Source organism: Psychrilyobacter atlanticus DSM 19335 (genome assembly GCF_000426625.1).
Lineage (GTDB): Bacteria > Fusobacteriota > Fusobacteriia > Fusobacteriales > Fusobacteriaceae > Psychrilyobacter > Psychrilyobacter atlanticus.
The window spans coordinates 946,288-965,447 of the sequence record NZ_KE384547.1 but is presented as its reverse complement, the minus strand read 5'-3'; the positions used below and the strand labels follow the sequence as shown (position 1 = coordinate 965,447).

17 protein-coding genes are annotated in these 19,160 nt (G+C 31.8%); all 17 read right to left on the bottom strand.

Annotated elements, in window-relative coordinates; translation table 11 throughout:
- The gene (priA, locus tag K337_RS0105015) at window positions 1–2,142 is read right to left on the bottom strand and encodes a replication restart helicase PriA (RefSeq protein WP_037029177.1); all 2,142 of its coding nucleotides are present in this window, start codon (window positions 2,140–2,142) and stop codon (window positions 1–3) included.
- Window positions 2,143–2,149: 7 nt separating this feature from the next.
- Window positions 2,150–4,264, bottom strand: a complete 2,115-nt coding sequence (locus K337_RS0105010; RefSeq protein ID WP_037029175.1) for a penicillin-binding protein — start codon at window positions 4,262–4,264, stop codon at window positions 2,150–2,152.
- 53 nt (window positions 4,265–4,317) lie between these two features.
- Window positions 4,318–5,763, bottom strand: coding sequence for an Asp-tRNA(Asn)/Glu-tRNA(Gln) amidotransferase subunit GatB (gene gatB / locus K337_RS0105005; RefSeq protein ID WP_028855635.1), 1,446 nt, complete (start codon window positions 5,761–5,763; stop codon window positions 4,318–4,320).
- A gap of 88 nt (window positions 5,764–5,851) precedes the next feature.
- A complete protein-coding gene (gatA, locus tag K337_RS0105000) occupies window positions 5,852–7,300 on the bottom strand; it encodes an Asp-tRNA(Asn)/Glu-tRNA(Gln) amidotransferase subunit GatA (RefSeq protein ID WP_037029173.1) in 1,449 nt (482 codons plus the stop codon).
- A gap of 104 nt (window positions 7,301–7,404) precedes the next feature.
- Window positions 7,405–8,229 carry a phosphatase PAP2 family protein gene (locus tag K337_RS0104995; RefSeq protein WP_028855633.1) on the bottom strand — a complete coding sequence of 275 codons (825 nt, stop codon included), beginning with the start codon at window positions 8,227–8,229 and terminating at the stop codon, window positions 7,405–7,407.
- Entirely contained in the window at window positions 8,229–9,674 is a 1,446-nt protein-coding gene (locus K337_RS0104990) for an ArnT family glycosyltransferase (RefSeq protein ID WP_028855632.1), read from the bottom strand. Before K337_RS0104990 ends, K337_RS0104995 begins: the two co-directional genes overlap by 1 nt.
- 11 nt (window positions 9,675–9,685) lie before the next feature.
- Window positions 9,686–9,979: an Asp-tRNA(Asn)/Glu-tRNA(Gln) amidotransferase subunit GatC gene (gene gatC / locus K337_RS0104985; RefSeq protein ID WP_028855631.1), complete on the bottom strand. Its 294-nt coding sequence runs from the start codon at window positions 9,977–9,979 to the stop codon at window positions 9,686–9,688.
- 59 nt (window positions 9,980–10,038) lie between these two features.
- Window positions 10,039–10,764, bottom strand: a complete 726-nt coding sequence (locus K337_RS0104980) for a polyprenol monophosphomannose synthase (RefSeq protein ID WP_028855630.1) — start codon at window positions 10,762–10,764, stop codon at window positions 10,039–10,041.
- A gap of 12 nt (window positions 10,765–10,776) precedes the next feature.
- Entirely contained in the window at window positions 10,777–11,217 is a 441-nt protein-coding gene (locus tag K337_RS0104975) for a GtrA family protein (RefSeq protein ID WP_028855629.1), read from the bottom strand.
- 15 nt (window positions 11,218–11,232) lie between these two features.
- A complete protein-coding gene (locus K337_RS0104970; protein ID WP_028855628.1) occupies window positions 11,233–11,943 on the bottom strand; it encodes a pseudouridine synthase in 711 nt (236 codons plus the stop codon).
- A gap of 73 nt (window positions 11,944–12,016) precedes the next feature.
- Window positions 12,017–12,583 (bottom strand): SMC-Scp complex subunit ScpB, encoded by a 567-nt coding sequence (gene scpB, locus K337_RS0104965; protein ID WP_028855627.1) that lies wholly within the window; start codon window positions 12,581–12,583, stop codon window positions 12,017–12,019.
- On the bottom strand, window positions 12,580–14,232 hold the full coding sequence (locus K337_RS0104960) for a hypothetical protein (protein WP_028855626.1): 1,653 nt from the start codon (window positions 14,230–14,232) through the stop codon (window positions 12,580–12,582). Before K337_RS0104960 ends, scpB begins: the two co-directional genes overlap by 4 nt.
- Before the next feature lie 19 nt (window positions 14,233–14,251).
- Complete coding sequence (gene mreB / locus K337_RS0104955) at window positions 14,252–15,307, bottom strand: rod shape-determining protein (RefSeq protein WP_037029171.1); 1,056 nt, start codon at window positions 15,305–15,307, stop codon at window positions 14,252–14,254.
- Between the two features lie 9 nt (window positions 15,308–15,316).
- Entirely contained in the window at window positions 15,317–15,901 is a 585-nt protein-coding gene (locus K337_RS0104950; RefSeq protein ID WP_028855624.1) for a Maf family protein, read from the bottom strand.
- A 2-nt stretch (window positions 15,902–15,903) separates the two neighbouring features.
- A complete protein-coding gene (locus K337_RS0104945; protein WP_156877314.1) occupies window positions 15,904–16,665 on the bottom strand; it encodes a cell envelope integrity protein TolA in 762 nt (253 codons plus the stop codon).
- A 229-nt stretch (window positions 16,666–16,894) separates the two neighbouring features.
- Entirely contained in the window at window positions 16,895–18,280 is a 1,386-nt protein-coding gene (locus K337_RS0104940) for a phospholipase D-like domain-containing protein (RefSeq protein ID WP_028855622.1), read from the bottom strand.
- Window positions 18,277–19,140, bottom strand: coding sequence for an alpha/beta fold hydrolase (locus K337_RS0104935; protein ID WP_156877313.1), 864 nt, complete (start codon window positions 19,138–19,140; stop codon window positions 18,277–18,279). Before K337_RS0104935 ends, K337_RS0104940 begins: the two co-directional genes overlap by 4 nt.
- Window positions 19,141–19,160: the final 20 nt, after the last annotated feature.

Below are 19,160 nucleotides of genomic sequence, written 5' to 3'. Positions count from 1 at the left end.
TTACATTAAATTTATCGGATCTACATCCACTATTATCCTGTATTTGTTTTTTTTATCGTTGTTTTTAAATTTTAGCACAGTTTCTGCTATATTTCCCTTTAATTTATTTATCTCGTGACGGCTTCCCTTTATAAATATCTGACTCCTATAATTTCCACCCATCTTGTAGATTGGAGGAGCCATAGGTCCATACATCTCTAAAGTATCCTTTTGTATTTCCTTATAGAACTTATTACTGTATTCTTCCAATCCATCCTCTTCTTTTGAGGATATAATAACATTTATTATCCGAGAAAACGGAGGGTAGCTAAGAATCTTTCTATTCTCTATTTCCTCTTCATAAAATCCCTGGTAATCATTATTTATAATCTTTTGAATTACGTAGTTATCAGGTTGATATGTCTGGACTATAACTTCACCTTTTTTTTCGGCTCGCCCTGCCCGGCCTGCTGCCTGACTAACCAGTTGAAAAGTCTTTTCTCCAGCTCTAAAATCTGGAAAATTTAATATACTATCAGAATTTATTATTCCTACAAGAGTTACCTCTGGAAAATGAAATCCTTTAGATATCATCTGTGTTCCTACCATTATATTGTATTTTTTATTTAAAAAATCAGAATATATTCTGTTATGTGAATCTCTCGTCTTGGTGGTTTCTGAATCTACACGTAAAATAGGAAGATCAAAGAGTTCATTTAACTCCGATTCTACCCTCTCGGTACCTTTCCCTGAAAATTCCAGTGATTTTTCCCTACAATTACTGCAAGTATTGGAATATTTTTTAGTATATTCACAATAATTACACTTATAAAGGCCATCTTTTTTATAATAACTAAGTGAAATAGAGCAATGAGGACAGGTCTCTATATGCCCACATTCATGGCATTGAACAAAGGTCGAATACCCCTTTCTATTCAAGAGAAGCATTATCTGCTCATTTTTTCTCAGCCTTGCTCCCATATGATCTATTAGATCTTCACTAAAAAAATCATTTTTTTCGCCCTTCATGTCCACTAATTTCATATTTGGTTCGATTGCTTCCCCATATCTTTTTTTCAATTCCAATAATTGAAATACTCCCTGGGTGGCATGATAATAAGATTCTATAGATGGTGTAGCTGATCCTAAAAGCACCTTGGCACCCTCTATCTCAGCTCTTTTTATAGCCACATATTTTGCATTGTATCTAGGATTACTATCCTGCTTATAGGTACCCTCATGTTCCTCATCAATTATGATGTATTTAAGATCTTTTACAGGGGCAAATATTGCAGATCGCACACCTAACACAACTCTTTTTTTACCAGAATAAATATCTTTCCATTCAGTGGCTCTGTCCTTTGCTGTTAGTCTACTGTGTAAAATCGCAATTTCATCGAATTCTTTTTTAAATCGGTCTATCATTTGAGGTGTAAGAGAGATCTCTGGAACTAAGAATATAGCTCCTCCCTCTTTCTCCAATGCATCCTTTACAAGTTCGATATATATCTCTGTTTTCCCTGAACCAGTTATCCCTTTTAAAAGATAATATTTTTTAGTACCTTCTAGTATTTTATTTTTTACCTCTGCCTGCTCCGCAGTCAGGTGTGATTTTTTTCTATTGTATCTATATTTTATACTATTTTCTTTATTTTTTAAATACTTATTTTCTTTAATTGTATTATTTTCTAATACAACTTTGGATTTTATAAACTTATCCAGTAGTTTTTTACCAAATTTTTGTACCATTGTAGTTTTAGCAGCTGTCTGTTTTTTAGTGATATACTCGATAAATTCCCTTTCATTTTCATCCATAGGTATAATAGATTTATTGAAAACAATTCTTTTGCTATATGAAATTTTTATATTTTTAGGTCTTGATACTCCTATAATATCCCCAAAATTACAGAGATAATAATTTTTTATCCATAGAAAAAGAGCTATCAACTCTTTCGAATAGGATACCTGTTCCTCCACCTGGCCTAAAATTTCACTTATTTTAAACTCATGATCACTCGAACTGTCTTCACATAGAACTACCCCAACTTTCTTAGTTCTCCTGAAATTAATCCAAACATGGTCTCCAACCTTATATTTTTTTTCTCTATCTGAGTAGGTGTAAAAACCATTTTCTACTCCCTCTACATACAGTACACAGTTCATAATATCACTACCTTAATTTTATCTTTATTTTTTTTACATCTTCAATCTTTGTTCCTGCTTTAGGATCTTGCTGCACTACCTGCCCTTTACCATCAATTACTATCTCAATCCCATATTTATTGGCTATCATTAAGGCTAACCTCACACCAGTACCTTTAAAATCCGGCAATATATCCAAATCTAAATTTTCAGATAGGGTATTTGTATAGTTTCCCTCTTTTAAAATATCTACATTTTCAGGAGTTATCCCCTTATATTTCAATATTCTATCCAAGGTATCCTTAAATACTGGAGCAGCTACCCAGGCACCAAATTTTCTCCAGTAACTCTCTGCATTGGGTTTTTCAAACATAATCAGCATTATATATTTAGGATTTTCTGCTGGAAATATTCCCATAAATGAAGACATATACTCATGTTTGAGATATCCTCCTCGACCACTTATCTGCGCTGTCCCTGTCTTTCCTCCAATAGAATATCCAGATATTCCACCATTTCTACCAGTACCTTTTTCCACCGTTTCCTTGAGCATCTCCCTTATCTTTTTAGAAGTTTTTTCAGAAATAACCCGCCTTTCAGGGTTAGGGATATTTCTTTTGATTGTCACTCCTCCAGGAGTTTTTATGTTTTCTACCAAGTAAGGCTCATAATATATTCCACCATTTACAGTGGTAGATAAAGCTGCAATCATTTGAAGAGGCGTTATAGCTATCCCCTGACCATAGGACATAGTATATTTTTTCATCCCATCCCATCTTTTATAAGGAAGTTGTCTTGGAGCCAATTCTCCAAATGTATCTATTCCTGTTCTCTCATACAGGTTAAATTCCTTTAGATATTTTTCGAATGTCGGCGAATCAAACTTTTCTGAGATCAGTGACATCCCTACATTACTAGATACTCTCATAACTGTCTGGGGACTTATTTGTCCTACCCCATGGGAATCACTATCTCTTATTTTATGACCATACCTCATAATATACCCATTTGGATTATCAAGTCTAGTATTATCGTTTATTACCCCTTCCTCATATGCTGCAGCCATGATTACAGGTTTAAATATCGACCCCATCTCATATTGCGATCTTATAGCTCTATTATTTAAGTATGCTATATTCTTTGCTCTCGGATAACTAGACATAGCCAATATTTTCCCGCTATTAGGTTCCATTATTATCCCTACAGCTGATTTAGGAGTTACCTTTTTGAATTGTTTTTGCATCTCATCATCTAAAATATATTGGATATAATAATCTATAGTCAACTGTACATTATTTCCATCTTTTTCTAAAAAATCATTATTTTTTTTCTCTGTTGGGAGGAGTAAGTTTCTAAAATTAGTATAATACCCATTTTTTTCTATTTTATTACTTTTTAAATACTTGTCATAGTATCTTTCGACCCCATAAGCTCCTAATTTTCTCCTCTCTTTCCCTGAATAAGCTCCCATAAATCCAACTATCGGTGCTAATTCATTATAAGAAAAATATTTTCTTTGAGTTGAATGTTCAAAATATATTTCATTAGCTTTGATCTTATATTTAGATAATATTTCGTCAATTTTATTCTTTTCAACCTCATTGACCTTATTCATTATCTTTATATATCTTTTATTTTTACTATAACTGTCTTTCAGTTTAGTTTTAAAATTTTTCACAGTAAAGGGCTGTATTTTTTTTAGTTCCCCTACTATTTCATCTTTTTCTTTTAGTTTGTAAAATCTTTTTGGATCTATTATAACTTTATAGACATCTACATCATAGGCTAACTCCCTTCCTGTAGAATCTAGTATCTTTCCCCTTTTACCATTGAGATAGTATTTACCATAACTTTGCTGCTTTGCTAAATCTGTAAACTTTTCATGTTTCAACAGTTGGACTTGAACTAATCTCAAACCTAAAATACCAAAAAAAAGTATCATGACAAAGGAAAATAAATATGTTCTCTGATTAAATAGTTCCATACCTTTGGATCTTTTGAGGACTAATCTAACTGTATTTCCGAATAAAAAAATTATAAGTAAAGACACTGCAACAGTAATCTTATCGAGTAAAAAGAATAATATTATCAGAAAAATTATAAGTAGATTTATTATTCTTATTATCTTCCTTTTATTTTCCACCTATACACTCCTTTTGTTTATATCATAAAAAGAGCGAAATACCGCTCTTTTTTTTATGATAATTTTTCTGTTAATATATCCATAACCATCTTAGGATTTGCTTTTCCTTTAGATGCTTTCATTACTTGCCCCATAAGTCCTTTTATAACCCTTGGTTTTCTTCCTTCATCAGCCACTTTATAATCTTCTACTAATTTAGGATTATTTGCTACTACTTCTACTACCATCTTTTCAATTTCAGAAGTATCAGCTACCTGTGCCATTTTTTCATCTTCTACTATTTTTATAGGAGATCTTTCATCATTTAATTTAATCTCAAATAATTTTTTAGCTATCTTACTTGATATAGCTCCCTTATCGATTAATTTTATTATCTCTCCTAGTTCCTCTGAATTGATAGAAAATTCCTCAATAGTTTTATTATTATCTTTTAAAACTCTAAGTACCTCTGTTAAGATCCAGTTACAACTAAGTTTAGAATTGTTAGAAGAAGCTACCGTTTTTTCAAAGTAATCAGCTAATTCAATACTATTAGATAGTGTCTCAGCATCATTTTCACTGATCTTATAATCAGTTACAAACCTTGCTATCTTAGCTATTTTAGATTCTGGCATTTCCCCTTCTAATCTTTCTAATTGTTCATCTGTGATTACTATTCTTACTAGGTCTGGTTCAGGGAAAAATCTATAGTCCATAGCTTCTTCCTTACTTCTCATCACTCTAGTTACTTGTGATTCTTCATCCCATAATCTAGTTTCTTGGTTGATTTCTCCACCATTTTCTATTTCTTCTATTTGTCTACTGATCTCATAGTCGATAGCACGGGCTACACCTTTAAATGAGTTCAGGTTTTTTACCTCTACCCTTGTACCAAATTCTTTGGCTCCTTTCTGCATTACAGATATGTTAGCATCACATCTAAGAGATCCTAATTCCATAGAAACATCTGAAATTTTTGTGTACTTCAACGCATCTTTTACCAAGTTTAAATATCGGTATGCTTCCTCTGAATTTCTCATATCTGGTTCAGATACAATCTCTATAAGAGGCATAGATGCTCTGTTAAAGTTTATAAAAGATTCTTCCCCTGCATGGATAGATTTTCCTGCATCTTCTTCTATATGGATTCTAGTAACTCCTATTCTCTTATCGTCTCCATTAGATAATTTAATATCTATGTGCCCACCTTCAGCATATGGATGATCAAATTGAGTTATTTGGTAGTTTTTAGGAGTATCTGGATAGAAATAGTTTTTTCTATCAAATTTACTTTCTTTATTTATATCGCAATTTAATGCAAATCCTGCTTTGATTGCGTAATCTAACACTTTTTTATTAAGTTTTGGTAGTGCTCCAGGATGTCCCAAACATATTGGACATGTATGTGTATTTTCTGGTGAGTTATCGTAGTCACTACTACATCCACACCATACTTTTGTTTTTGTATCTAATTGGCAATGTATCTCTAGTCCAATTACTGATTCCCATTCTCTAGCCATATATATTCTCCTTCTTTATTATTTTTTATTACCATCTACACTTATCAGAATTTCCCTTAGGGGATTAATTATAAAAAGTAAGAGTGGTTTACAGCTCTGGTATCTCCATTTTTGTGTATGCTTTTTCATAAGCATCTCCAGCTTTTAGTATAGTTGCCTCATCAAAGGCTTTTCCTAATAGCTGTACCCCTACTGGAAGGTTATCTACCTTTCCTGCTGGAATAACGAGTCCTGGGATTCCAGAAAGGTTTGCCGGAATTGTGAATATATCCTCTAAATATAACTCTACAGGTGTTTTCTTATCCGTTAATTTAAAAGAAGTTCCAGGAGTAGCAGGAGTTAAAATTACATCTACCTCATTAAATGCCTTTTCAAAATCATTTTTAATGAGCCTTCTTACTTTTTGAGCCTTTTTGTAATAAGCATCATAATATCCAGCGCTAAGTACATAAGTTCCTATCATAATCCTTCTCTTTACTTCAGGACCAAATCCTTCACTTCTAGTTTTGATGTACATATCTTCTATCCCATCATAACTACTGGCTCTATATCCATATCTTACCCCGTCAAAACGAGCTAAGTTTGAACTAGCTTCTGCTGGTGCAATTATATAATAAGTTGCTGGAGCAAATTCTGTATTAGGTAAGCTGATCGGTACTATCTCTGCTCCTAATTTTCTAAAGTTTTCAATAGCTTCTTCAGTTACCTTCTTTATCTCAGGGTTTAATCCATCTATAAAGTATTCCTTAGGTATTCCTATCTTCAATCCTTTGACATTACCATCTAAATTCATTGTAAAATCAGGCATCTCTAATTCCATAGATGTAGCATCCATTTCATCATATCCACCGATTACATTAAATAAAGCTGCCACGTCTTCTACACTTCTACCCATTGGTCCTATTTGATCCAATGATGAAGCAAAAGCCATCAATCCATATCTAGATACTCTTCCATAGGTAGGTTTCAATCCAACTAACCCACAAAATGCAGCTGGTTGTCTTATACTTCCACCTGTATCTGACCCTAGTGATAATGGTACTTGCCCTCCCCCAACTGATGAAGCTGATCCACCTGAAGATCCACCTGGAGTTCTCTCTAAATCCCAAGGATTTTTACTTTCTTTTATGTAAGATGATTTTGTAGTAGATCCCATTGCAAATTCATCCATATTAGTTTTACCTATTATTATTGCTCCTGCATCTTTTAACCTCTTTACTACAGTAGCATCATAGATCCCTTCATAATTTGAAAGGATCTTAGACGCTGATGTTGTCAGATCTCCCTTAGATACCATATTATCTTTTATGGCAATAGGAATACCTTCTAATGGTAATAATTCTTCCCCTCTAGCTATCTTTTCATCCACTTTCTTCGCTTCTTCTAAAGCACTTTCTTTTTTTAACAGAGTAAAACTCCCAAGTTTTGATTCTGTTTTTTCAATCCTATCAAATATATCGTTTATTAATTCTACAGTTGTTATTTTTTTTGCTTTTAACATAGCGCTTAGCTCTGTTGCTGTATGTTTGTATAACATCTTCTCCTCCTTGATATTTTAACCTCTTTGGCCTATTGGCACTTTCCCATAACGACGAATATTAGAAATAAATAAAATTTCAAATGTCTAATTGGAAAAAGGAACTATTTTTTTTCTGTATTTATTTCATATATTGTTTTAGCTACTAACACCCCTAAAAATCCTGCTGAGATGATATCGCTTAACCAATGTCTGGTACCATATACTCTAGAGCAGCTTAACACTACAGCATAAATTATAGCCAGTACTCTAATAAATTTATTTTTATATCCATAATAAAATGAAAAAGCTACTGCCACCGAGACAATTGAATGTCCTGAAGGCAGACTAGCACTTGCACTTTTAAATGGGTTTATACTTTCATTTCCGCCTATCCAAGATGCCCAATTAAAAAACTGATAGGGCAGCATATTCACATCTGGTCTCAACCTGGATATTATATATTTTAATATATTTACCAGGAGACCTCCTGCGATTATTGTCATAAGAGCTTCTTTAGAAACTTTTCTTAATTTTTTATTCTTAAATAGAGTTCCCAAGAGGAGCAATACGACTACAGTACCTGCTGTTGTATCTCCATCTCCTTGATTAGCAAAAAATCTTTCATATTTTGAATATTTTTCTTTACTAATTTTTTCCACTTCAGCTTTTTGTTGTAAAATCACAATCTCTTCAGGTGTTGCTGTTCTAGCTCCATTTTCTATCCCCTGTAAAGTTTTATCATAATATTTATTGGAAAACTGTTTGGCTACAGGAAGGTCTAAATAAACTATAGTAAATATGGTTATAACTAAACCTACTAGAGCTGTTTTTTTATATCTTACAAGATTTCTTAAAAAAGCTCCTACAAACCCTTTCAAATAACCCTCTCTCAATACATCTATAGCTATTAAAATAACTATTATTATCATTAACGTCTCTTTATCCACTATTTTCTCCCTTTAAAATTATACACTTTATATATATAATATTCCCTTTGAACCCTTCCCCATCTTTTAAATACAACTGTGTCTACCAGTTCTACCTTGTCAAACAAGAATTTATCCTCTGGTTTTCTGTTGTAAAATGAGTGGGCTACAAAGATCCCGTTTTTTCCAATCACTCCATCTCTATCTTTCCAATAATCAAATTGACTTGTCCCGCCACTGAGATTATAGACATACTCTTTTTTCGGCAGATAAGCAGCTAATTGGGAAGATGTCTGGTATCTATCTCCAAATAAAAACCATTCTTCACCATCTTTTGTCGATTCATCGTATATCTGCTGTACTCTAGCACCAGCCATATCCCAGCCCTGCATATCAGCCAAAGCATTTTCTTTTGGCTTTAAGGGAACTACAAGGGTTGTCGCTACAAAGTATAAGATTAGAGATAAACTTGCACTGAGTCCAATCCCTACCCGCCATAACTTATTAAATTCAACATATCTTACAAAAACTATTATCATTGGTATATAAGCACAAGCTAACCAGTGAACTTTCGAGCTATTAGACAGTGAACTAAAAGTAAATACTCCTATGAGTGGCAATGCAAACCAAAATAATATATTTACGTCTGGCTTTTTAAAGTTTTTTATAGAACTTAAAAATAGACCAAAGAATAGGATAGGAGATACTACACCTATCTGTCCTCCTACAAATTGAAAAAACTTTGTAGGCCTTAATCTAAATGTTTTACTCTGTCGTCCCTCTAAGTGAAACTCAAACGATCCCCAATTATGGGAGTAATTCCAGTAGATAACAGGTGTAAACATAAGTATCGATATAATAAATGCTATATAAGGCTCTTTTTTTAGGAGCCAAAATCTATTTTCCTTACTGAGTAATAGATAGAAAAATATACTCGGGTATACCATAAACATATTGTATTTACTGAGTAACCCCAAACCTGTCAATATAGCTATAATATACCAGGCTCTACTATCTTTTTCATAGATCACTTTTAAAAAATAATAAAGGACCATGGTATATAGTAAGATTAATGGTGAATCCGGCAGGGTCATTATAGACAAAAATGAATACAATGGCAATATGTTAAATATCAACCCTGAAATCCCAGCTATCTTCTCACTCTTATACAGATAGTAGGAGATCTTGTAAATATAAATACTGGTTGCAAATATTGTCCCTACCGATACTAGTCTAATAGAAAAATTACTTTCCCCAAATATTAATGTACACATCCTTATTAAATAAGCTACAAAGGGCGGATGATCATAATAACTCATCCCTAAATTTCTAGACCATAACAGATAATATGCCTCATCATCAGATAAGTTCAAGTAACTACCTACAACTAGTCTTAAAACGGTAATTCCCAATAGAAATATCATGAATTTTTTTTTATTAAAATCATCTAATATATTTTTTATCATAAAGTTTCTCCTTAATTTTCTCCAACAGTTCTAGGGACTGCAAATGTTCCCTCTATCTCTTCAGGAGCATTCTTCACCGCTTCTTCCTTAGTTAAAGAATCTACCACCACATCTTCTCTAAATGAGTTATACATGTCATTTACCTGAGTCATAGGCTCTATCCCTTCTACATTCGCTTCATCTAATTTAGAAACAAACTCTAAAATATCATTTAGTTGATTCTGTAAACCCATAACTTCTGATTCCTTGAATTCCAACATAGATAATTTTGCTACTTTTAATACGTCTTCTCTAGTTAATGCCATATTTTTCCTCCATATTTTGTTTAGACCCCTCTACTTTGGTAAATAAGGTCTGTATTTTTTTAATTTTCTTTTAAAAACTTTTTATTAGCTCTCATCCACAACACTTTTAATATAGCTTCTAAGAATATTTTTTTACTCATTTTGGACTTCCCTAAGGTTCTGTCTTCAAATATAATCGGTGTTTCTTTAATCTTCATTCCTTTTAGCCACACTTTATAGTTTAATTCCACTTGAAAAGAATAACCATTAGATACTATCTTATCTAAGTTTAAATTTTCCAAAGTTTCCCTTTTAAAGCATTTGAATCCCCCGGTAAAGTCTTTTATAGGAGCTCCTAAAACTATCCTAGAATATAAACTTCCTCCACGACTAATAAACTTTCTTATGATACCCCAGTTTACAACCCCTCCTCCAGGCACATATCTACTCCCGATTACTAGATCGTGAGTTTCTATCTCCTTTAAAAATTCAGGTATATACTTTGGATTATGAGAAAAATCAGCATCCATCTCAAATATATAGTTATAGTCTCTTTCTAAGGCCCATTTGAATCCAGCAATATAAGCTGTTCCCAGCCCTAATTTACCACTTCTTTTATGGATAAATAACCTATCTTTATATTTTTCTTCCATCAATCTTTCTATGATCTCATAGGTTTTATCTGGAGAATTATCATCCACTATCAATATATTCAGGTCATTTTTAACTTGATATATCATCTCCAATAATTTTTCAACATTTTCACTTTCATTATACGTAGGTATAATTATCAATGTTTTTTTCATTTATTTCTCCTTTTATTTTCGAAATGTTATAAAGTAATTCCCAAAAAAATTAAAAAATGTAGCTACTCCTATTCCAATTATTTGAGCTATTATCTTAATTATTTTATCAGGATTAGATCCTGCATATTTTGTTATTATATCATAGGTCAATTCATTTACCGATAAAAATTCTACTGCTACCTTTAGGATAGATAAATTGATTATAAAATTTAATAAACTTATTACAAAAAAATGTAAATATTTTTTCTTTACACTCTTACCTTTTCCCTTACCTTTAAATGTCCAAATGAAATTTAAGTAAAAATTACTGCTCACTGCAAATAAAAAAGCTATTGTAGCAGCTACAAGATAGTTCACATCCAAAGTTATAAGGGCAGTATAGATCAACATGTTTACTATTACGCCGCTGGCTCCTACTAAACCGAACTTTATAAATATTTTAATTACCTCCAACTTTCAACTCTCCTTCTAAACATTTTTTAAATACTTTACTTCCTCTTTTGTAAGGTGTCTATACTTTCCTACTTCTAAATCTCCCATAGTAAGTGTCCCGATCTTTACCCTAGTTAAACTTATAACTCTGTGTCCAATCGCATCCAGCATCCTTCTAACTTGACGATTTCTCCCTTCTCTAATAGAAACCGTTAACCAGGTAGTACTCCCCTCTTCTTTCAAGAATCTTACCTTAGCTGGTAGTGTTAATCCATCTTCTAATTTTATTCCAGCCTTTAACTGTCCTAAATTTATTTTCTTAATATGTCCCGCAGCCTGTATTAAATATTTTTTATATACTTCTCCTTTAGGGTGGATTACTTTATTATAAAGGTCTCCATCATTAGTTAATATGATCATTCCTTCTGTATCATAGTCCAATCTTCCTATTGGATAAACTCTTTCCTTTGTTTTTACAAAATCTATTACAGTTCTTCTGCCTCTATCGTCTTTTACAGCACTTATAACTTTTTTAGGTTTATTTAAAAGGTAATATACTTTTTTTTCTTTTGTTTTTCCTATCAATCTTCCATCTACTGATATTTTATCTTTGATATTTACCTTAATTCCTGGACTCGGATATTCACCATTTACCATTATTTTTTTTTCTTCTACCATCTTATCTATCTCACGCCTTGACCCTATTCCTATAGATGCAAGGTATTTATTTAATCTTACTTTTTCCATTTTTTCCTCCGTTTTTCTACAAACAATATCTACATTTAAAAATCAATTACTTTTTTATCCTGATTGATATAATTTACAGTTCATTTTCTATTTTTAAATTTTGACTTTCATCTTTGGTTGCCTCTAACTCTTGCCTTATCTCTGTATAATTCGGCAGCATTGTTAAATTCTCTATATTCAAATAATTTAAAAAATTATCCGTTGTACTATATAAATTAGGTCTTCCTATTGTTTCTAATTTTCCGCTAGAATACACCAGTCCCTTTTCTTCTAAATTATGGATAACTCTTTCTACACTTACCCCTCTTATAGATTCAATATGACTTTTCGTTACCGGCTGTTTATAAGCTATTATAGACAGGGTTTCCATGGCTGCCCTAGATAATTTTTTAGGTTTACTCTCTTGATTGAAAAAATTATAAACTCTTTCTCCATACTTCGGGTTAGTTTCAAAATATACCATCCCCTTTTCTATTTTTAAGTTTATTCCAGAATTTTTTTTCTCTTCCCCTAGTTCATCTAAGCATTCTACCATCTTTTCCATATTTATATTATAAAATTTAGCCAATTCTTTTATTTCTAATTCTGAGGCTAAATATAACATCGCTTCTATTTCTTTTCCCAGGTTTTCCCTATTCATTCTTCTCTCCTATCATAAACGGTGTTCAAGTATTTAGATGTGAGGTATATGTCAATACCGTTAACTTCGTATCTCTTTCCACCTTTTAAATAAATTTTATTCGGTATTTTCATAGCATTTTTTTCTATATCTTCATTGAGTTGTAATAGATTAATATCTCCAAATCTCGATAAACTATTGAGGTAAAATCCCCCTAGTAAACTTAAATTTTTTTCAACGTCTATACTTTTTTTGCTGCTAAAATAAGGATATCTCTTAAAAATACTATCACTATAAAGTTTGTCTATCATTTTTTTTGTTTCTATATTATCATAAAATAGCAGATACTCCCACTTAGAATAAGTCTTTTTTCTATCCAATACGTATTTTTTTATACCGTCACCTGATATAAAATTTTTAAATAGATAGTTTTTTAAGGTCTCTTCCATAGAAATATATTTTCTATCACCGTCTATCTCTCTATATAATTTCAAAAGATTATAGGTATAGTAGTAAGTTTTAAACTCATAACCTTTTTCTAATATATTTTTTTTATTAAGGTCTTCTTCTACCCCTTCTACTATCTTTTCAATTTTCTTTCGAATTTTTTCTATATATTCAGCATAAAATTTAGTATCATCTGATTCTTTTAAATAGCTCAGATAGACGTATGCCTCTTGGACCTCTTCAGCGGTCAGCTTTGATCTATTGAGATAAGAAAACTCCTCTTCCTCCTTGATTAATCTAGTTAAAATCTGCTCAGCATCATCAAGGTACCCATATTTTATAAACGTTATAGCCGTATAAAGTACGTCTTTTGTTCTAGAGGTTTCCCTTAAACCTATATTTGTATAGTAGTCAAATCCATCAGTAGATGTTTTTAGATAGATCAAGAACCTCTCCATGATCTTTTGGGTTGCCCTGTCAAGACTTGAGGGTATCGGTTTTAACCATCCATTCCAATATGTTTTTTCTAAAGACACAAGTCTTTCAGAACTTTCAAAAGATAAAAAATTGGGTGCCTTTTTATATCTGATTTGCACTATATCTGATTTTTCACGATCCGTTAACCTTATTTTACTGGACATTATCATCCTTTGATCCCTGTATTTTATAGTTGAGTTTTCTATTTTTTTTAATTTAACTACCTCTAAATCACTGGCTGGCACTATATATCCTGCCATTGAATTTTTAAGGTTTTTTATATAAATATTTTCGTTGTATTTATAATAATCTTTTGTTTTTTTATATTCGATTATTCCATTTCTATCTGACATATTAAAAAGGTATAAAAATTCCAATGTTTCACCTTTTTTTATGTCATAGTCATTTATGATATAGAATGAATTTTTATCTACCATAGATGGGATGTAGGTAGTTTTAATTTCTCCATATGGAAGTTTAGCGACAGTTTCAAATATATTTGTTTGTGGAATAAATCTTTTAGAAATTATATAATCCGATAAAAGATAGTGTTCCCCCTTGTAATATAAGCCAACTTCGATACTATCTATGTCCGATTTATAGGTCCCCATATCCCCGTTGAATCTAGTTATTTTGTTATATTTTTCATTATATTTAAAACTTAGCTCTCCATTGGAAGTTATGAATTCACTGCTCGAAAAAAGGAGGGTATTTAGAAAGAAAAAAAGTAGTATATTTTTTTTCATCTGCCCCCTCCCCTTTTATTTAATAATCTTTCTCTGGAGATATCAAAACACTCTTATATTCCTCAAAATTTTGCAGTAATACCTCTATTCCGTTCACTACACAATTTAATGGATTCTCAGAGGGTCTGACCTCTAATTGAATACTTTCTGCTATTTTTTGATCTAAGCCTCTAATTCCAGCTCCTCCACCAGTTAATATTATTCCCTTCCTCTTAATATCTGCTGACAACTCAGGTGGTGTTTTCTCCAAGACTAATTTTATCTCTTCAACTATCTTCTTTATTAGAGGCATTATTGCTTCCTGCACTTCCAATGAAGATATAATAACATTTTTAGGTAACCCGTTTAAGATATTTCTTCCACTTATTTCATAAGTTACCTCTTCATCTCCTGCCAATGCAGTAGCTATGTTTACTTTAATATCTTCTGCTGTTTTCTCTCCTATGAGCAGGTCGTGTCTCTGTCTTACATATTCTCCTATAGCTACGTCAAATTTATCTCCTGCGACTTTCAATGAAGATGTTCTTACTATTCCACCTAATGAAATTACCGCTATCTCAGTAGTTCCACCACCTATATCTACTATTAGATTCCCTTCAGGATCAAAAATATTTATCCCTACTCCAATGGCTGCTGCCATAGGCTCCTCAATTAAATAAGCTTCCCTAGCTCCCGCTTCTAACGTTACATCTATTACTGCTCTTCTCTCTACTTGAGAAACTCCGGCAGGAACACATATTACTACTCTCGGGCTGCTTAAAAAAGTTCTTTTGTGAACTCTTTTATAAAATTCACGAAGCATCTTTTCCGTTATTTCATAATCTGCTATTACACCATTTTTTAAGGGTCTTATAGCTTCACAACTATCAGGAGTTCTCCCTATCATTTTCTTTGCTTTTTCCCCTACAGCAATTATATCTTTTGTTCTTGTATTTATAGATACTACTGATGGTTCGTTTAATACTACACCTTTATTTTTCACACATACCAATGTATTTGCTGTTCCTAAATCTATTCCCAGGTCTTCCGAAAAAATCCCAAACATATTTTTAGTCAACTTTAATATTTTTAACATTTGATCCTCCTACAACTCTATTATGTTTTGTATTTTTATTCCGTGTTCTTTTAGGTCATCTACAAATTTCGAAATCGGAAATCCCATGACATTATAAAATTCACCCTCTATCCTATCAATCAGTATTCCTGCTCCTACACCTTGTATCCCATAAGACCCTGCTTTATCCATTGGTTCTCCTGTTTCTATATACCAATCTATCTCCTGTTTTGATATCTTTTTAAATTTTACAACAGTTTTATCAAAACTCGAAATAAATATTTCCTTACTTTTATTTATTAGTGAATAAGCCGTTACAACTTCATGAGTCTTTCCAGATAAGCTGGTAAGTGTCGAAAATGCCTCACTACAATCTTTCGGTTTTCCCAATATTTTACCATCTAAGATTACCACAGTATCTGCTGACACTACAAATTCATTAGGATATTTTTTTGCTATTTCTATTCCTTTTTTTACCGCTATATCCACTACTTGTTCAACTAAGTCTTCTTTGTCACTCACTTCTTCTATTTCTGCAACAACTACTTCTATTTTTTTTATCCCAAAATTACTCAGAATTTCAAATCTTCTAGGAGATTTAGAAGCTAATATCATCTTTACACCTCTTCCGTTTTAAATTTAAAGTGCAACTGTCCTTCAGTCACCTCATCTACTCTATTCTCTTCATCTATTTTTTCTTCTTTTAATTCTTTTTTTTCTATCAGGTCTATTCCATTGATATTTAGCTGTTTCTCTATGGAACTTTTTTTCTTACTCTCCATCTTGTTTTTCAACTGTGAAATTCTTTCTTTTCTTTGCTTTTCAACTGTTTTTTCAATTACACTTTGCTTTTCAGCCTCTATTCTTTCACTTTTTTCTTTTTCTAAAATTTGCTTCTTTATTCTTTTTTTCTCTTTTATTAATTTTCTTATTTTTTTTCGTTTTTCACGATTTTCCTTTAGATAATATTTAAGTATTCTTCGAACTACATTTCCCGCTATCTTTCCAAAGAGTATAAACGAGGAGAAAAATAGTATTGTCCCCGTAACCGCAATATTAATATTAACAGGTACTAAAAAATAAAATTTATATAGGATCATAGTTATTAGCATCCCAAAGTTTTTATCCACGTAGAGATAAACGAATATGTTTTTATCTAATCCCTCTTTTTCTAAGTCCGCAACATGAAACAATAACTGTAAGTTACTCAGACATATTAAAAAAATAAAGAAAAAATTAAGTCTCATTAAAAAGACCGTTCTTTTATTTAAATCCGATATGAAATCCGAAAGGATATTCAATATCAAGTATGGAATCAAAACACTCCTAAATCCTCCTAATACCTCTTCCAAAGACTGATAGGTTCTACTTAAATACATTTCTTTTCCGTCTGCAATGTAAACATATATCAAAAATAATATTAAAATAATTTTTAATAAAATAAAAATTTTCCTCTTCTTCTCCAAATCGACCATCCTATCTATCCAAAAATCGAACTTTTATTGTAATTTTATCATATGAGGTAGCAAAATACAAGTTTAGAACATCCAAATATCCAGTAAATACACAACAATATCTATAATTATCCAATTCAAGTTTATTTAAAATTTAATAGGTTGAAAATCCACTTATATTTTGAATATCATATAAAATTTTATTACTTATATACCCATCCTCTAATTTTTCCTTTTCTATAATATAGGTATCTTTATCATCATTCCATAACATATCAAAATATTGCTCTATATCGACAGCCAATTTAGAATCTAAAGGAGCTTCCACTCTTATATTAGTATCTAAAGTATAATCTCTGATATTCCTCTTAGTCAAGTTGGCTGAACCTCCATTTATTATTAACTTATCAGATGTTTTTATAACCACTAATTTAGTGTGATATTGTTCTCCTGAAGATCTATACCACCTTACCTCTATCTTCCCCTTGCTTTTATCTATTAATTTTTTACCCGTAACTTTATTTGGGATCCCTGTTTTCTTCATCCCAAACGCCTCTTTATTTTCATCTAATATCAACTTTATTTCGACACCTCTTTTCGCTGCATCAACTAATTTTTTAACAATTACTTTATCCCCTAGATAGAACATACCTATATAGATCTCATCTCCACTTTGACTATTGTCTATATCTTCGTCTAAAGCACTTCCTATCTTCCCCTCGGTAAGTAACTGAATCTTATACTTACCTTCATTATGAAATTCAACTACAGGCAGATTCATTTCAACTCCTGATAGCTCTCCTACAGCTTTTTCTGATTCTACTACTGAATTTATTATCCCACCGTCAAATTTAAAGCCTATATTGGAATGATATCCACTGGCACTGTGGGGGTTGGCTGAAGTTACTAAAGCTTCTTTTTCTGTCACCAATACCTTCCTATGATTCCCCTTTAAATTAATTAATTTTAAATAAGCCCTTATGGTTACCTTTGGAGCTTCCGAGCTGAATGGATTTGGAAGCCATCCATGTTTCCCTGTTCCAAACCAACTAAAAAAATATTTCCAAAATGTAGAATAAACGCTATTAGCTCCATGAGTTTCTGTAAGATCGGTTAAAATAACTGTAATCCCATTTTTTTCTAATTCCTCCAGCTCACTTGTGTTGTAAACCCCATAAAAAGTATTTATTTCATCGGTTATAAAATATATCTTTATATCTTTATTTTCTTTTTTCTTTTTTATCAGAGCTTTTTTTATTCCAGAAGAAACTTTAGGAAAATTAAATTCACTGGCATTATATAAATTATTGAATAAAAATACATCCATAACTACAAATTCATCGGCATTTTCTATCATTTTTTCCATCTGGTTAAAAATCCTATGCTCAGTATAGACAGTGTCCTCTCTTCTGTGAGTTAAGTCATAATAAAACTCTACATTATTAGTCTGATAAATCGGACTTTCCATAGATATATTTGATGGAAGATTACTGCAGCCATAGAAAATTAAAATAAATAAACTTATAATCCACTTCATCATATCGACCTCCCGTCTAACCACACCAAAAGGTCATCATAAACCTCACATCTGTTTACCTCGTTCAACATCTCATGACGACCTTCTTTATATAATTTTAATGTGATGTCCATATATCCCATTTTTTTATAAAATTCATATAATTTTTTTGTCCCAGCCCCATAGGCCCCCACAGGGTCATCTGATCCAGAAAAGATATATACAGGATTTTTTTTATATTTTCTTTTATCTCCTATCTTTGAGGATTCCTTCAAAAGATAAAATAAACCTTGAAAATAACTCGTATAGGGAATGAACCCACATAGAGGATCACTCTCATACTCCTCCACACTCTTTTTATCCCTAGATAACCATCTGAATTCTTTATCTCCTAAAAATTTCAAGTTATTTCTTCCGAATAACAACTTATTTAATATCAGATCCCTTTTATTTCGAAATAACAAAAGAAATCTCGATATAAAATATCCGAATTCTATTGAAATTTTAGATGGTCTTGTAGACCCTGATAGGATAATCCCATCATTCTCTACCCCTCTTTCCAGTAAAATTTGAGTGATAAAAGACCCCATACTATGTCCCAGTATAAATAACGGTTTCTCACCTCTATTTTGTTCAATAGAGTCCATAAGCTCCTCCATGGAAGTTTTGAACTCATCTTTTATCAATCCCAATTCTTCAATTTTTTTTATATTATTCCCGTGTCCAATGTGATCTATCATAGCCACCCTATATCCATTATTGTTAATATAACCAGCCATTTCTTCATATCTTTTAGAGTATTCTCCCATACCATGAATTATGAATATCGTCCCCTTTACAGATACAGCTGCAGGAGGTTCCCACAATCTAATTTGTCTTCCCATTTCCAATGTTTCCTCCCACC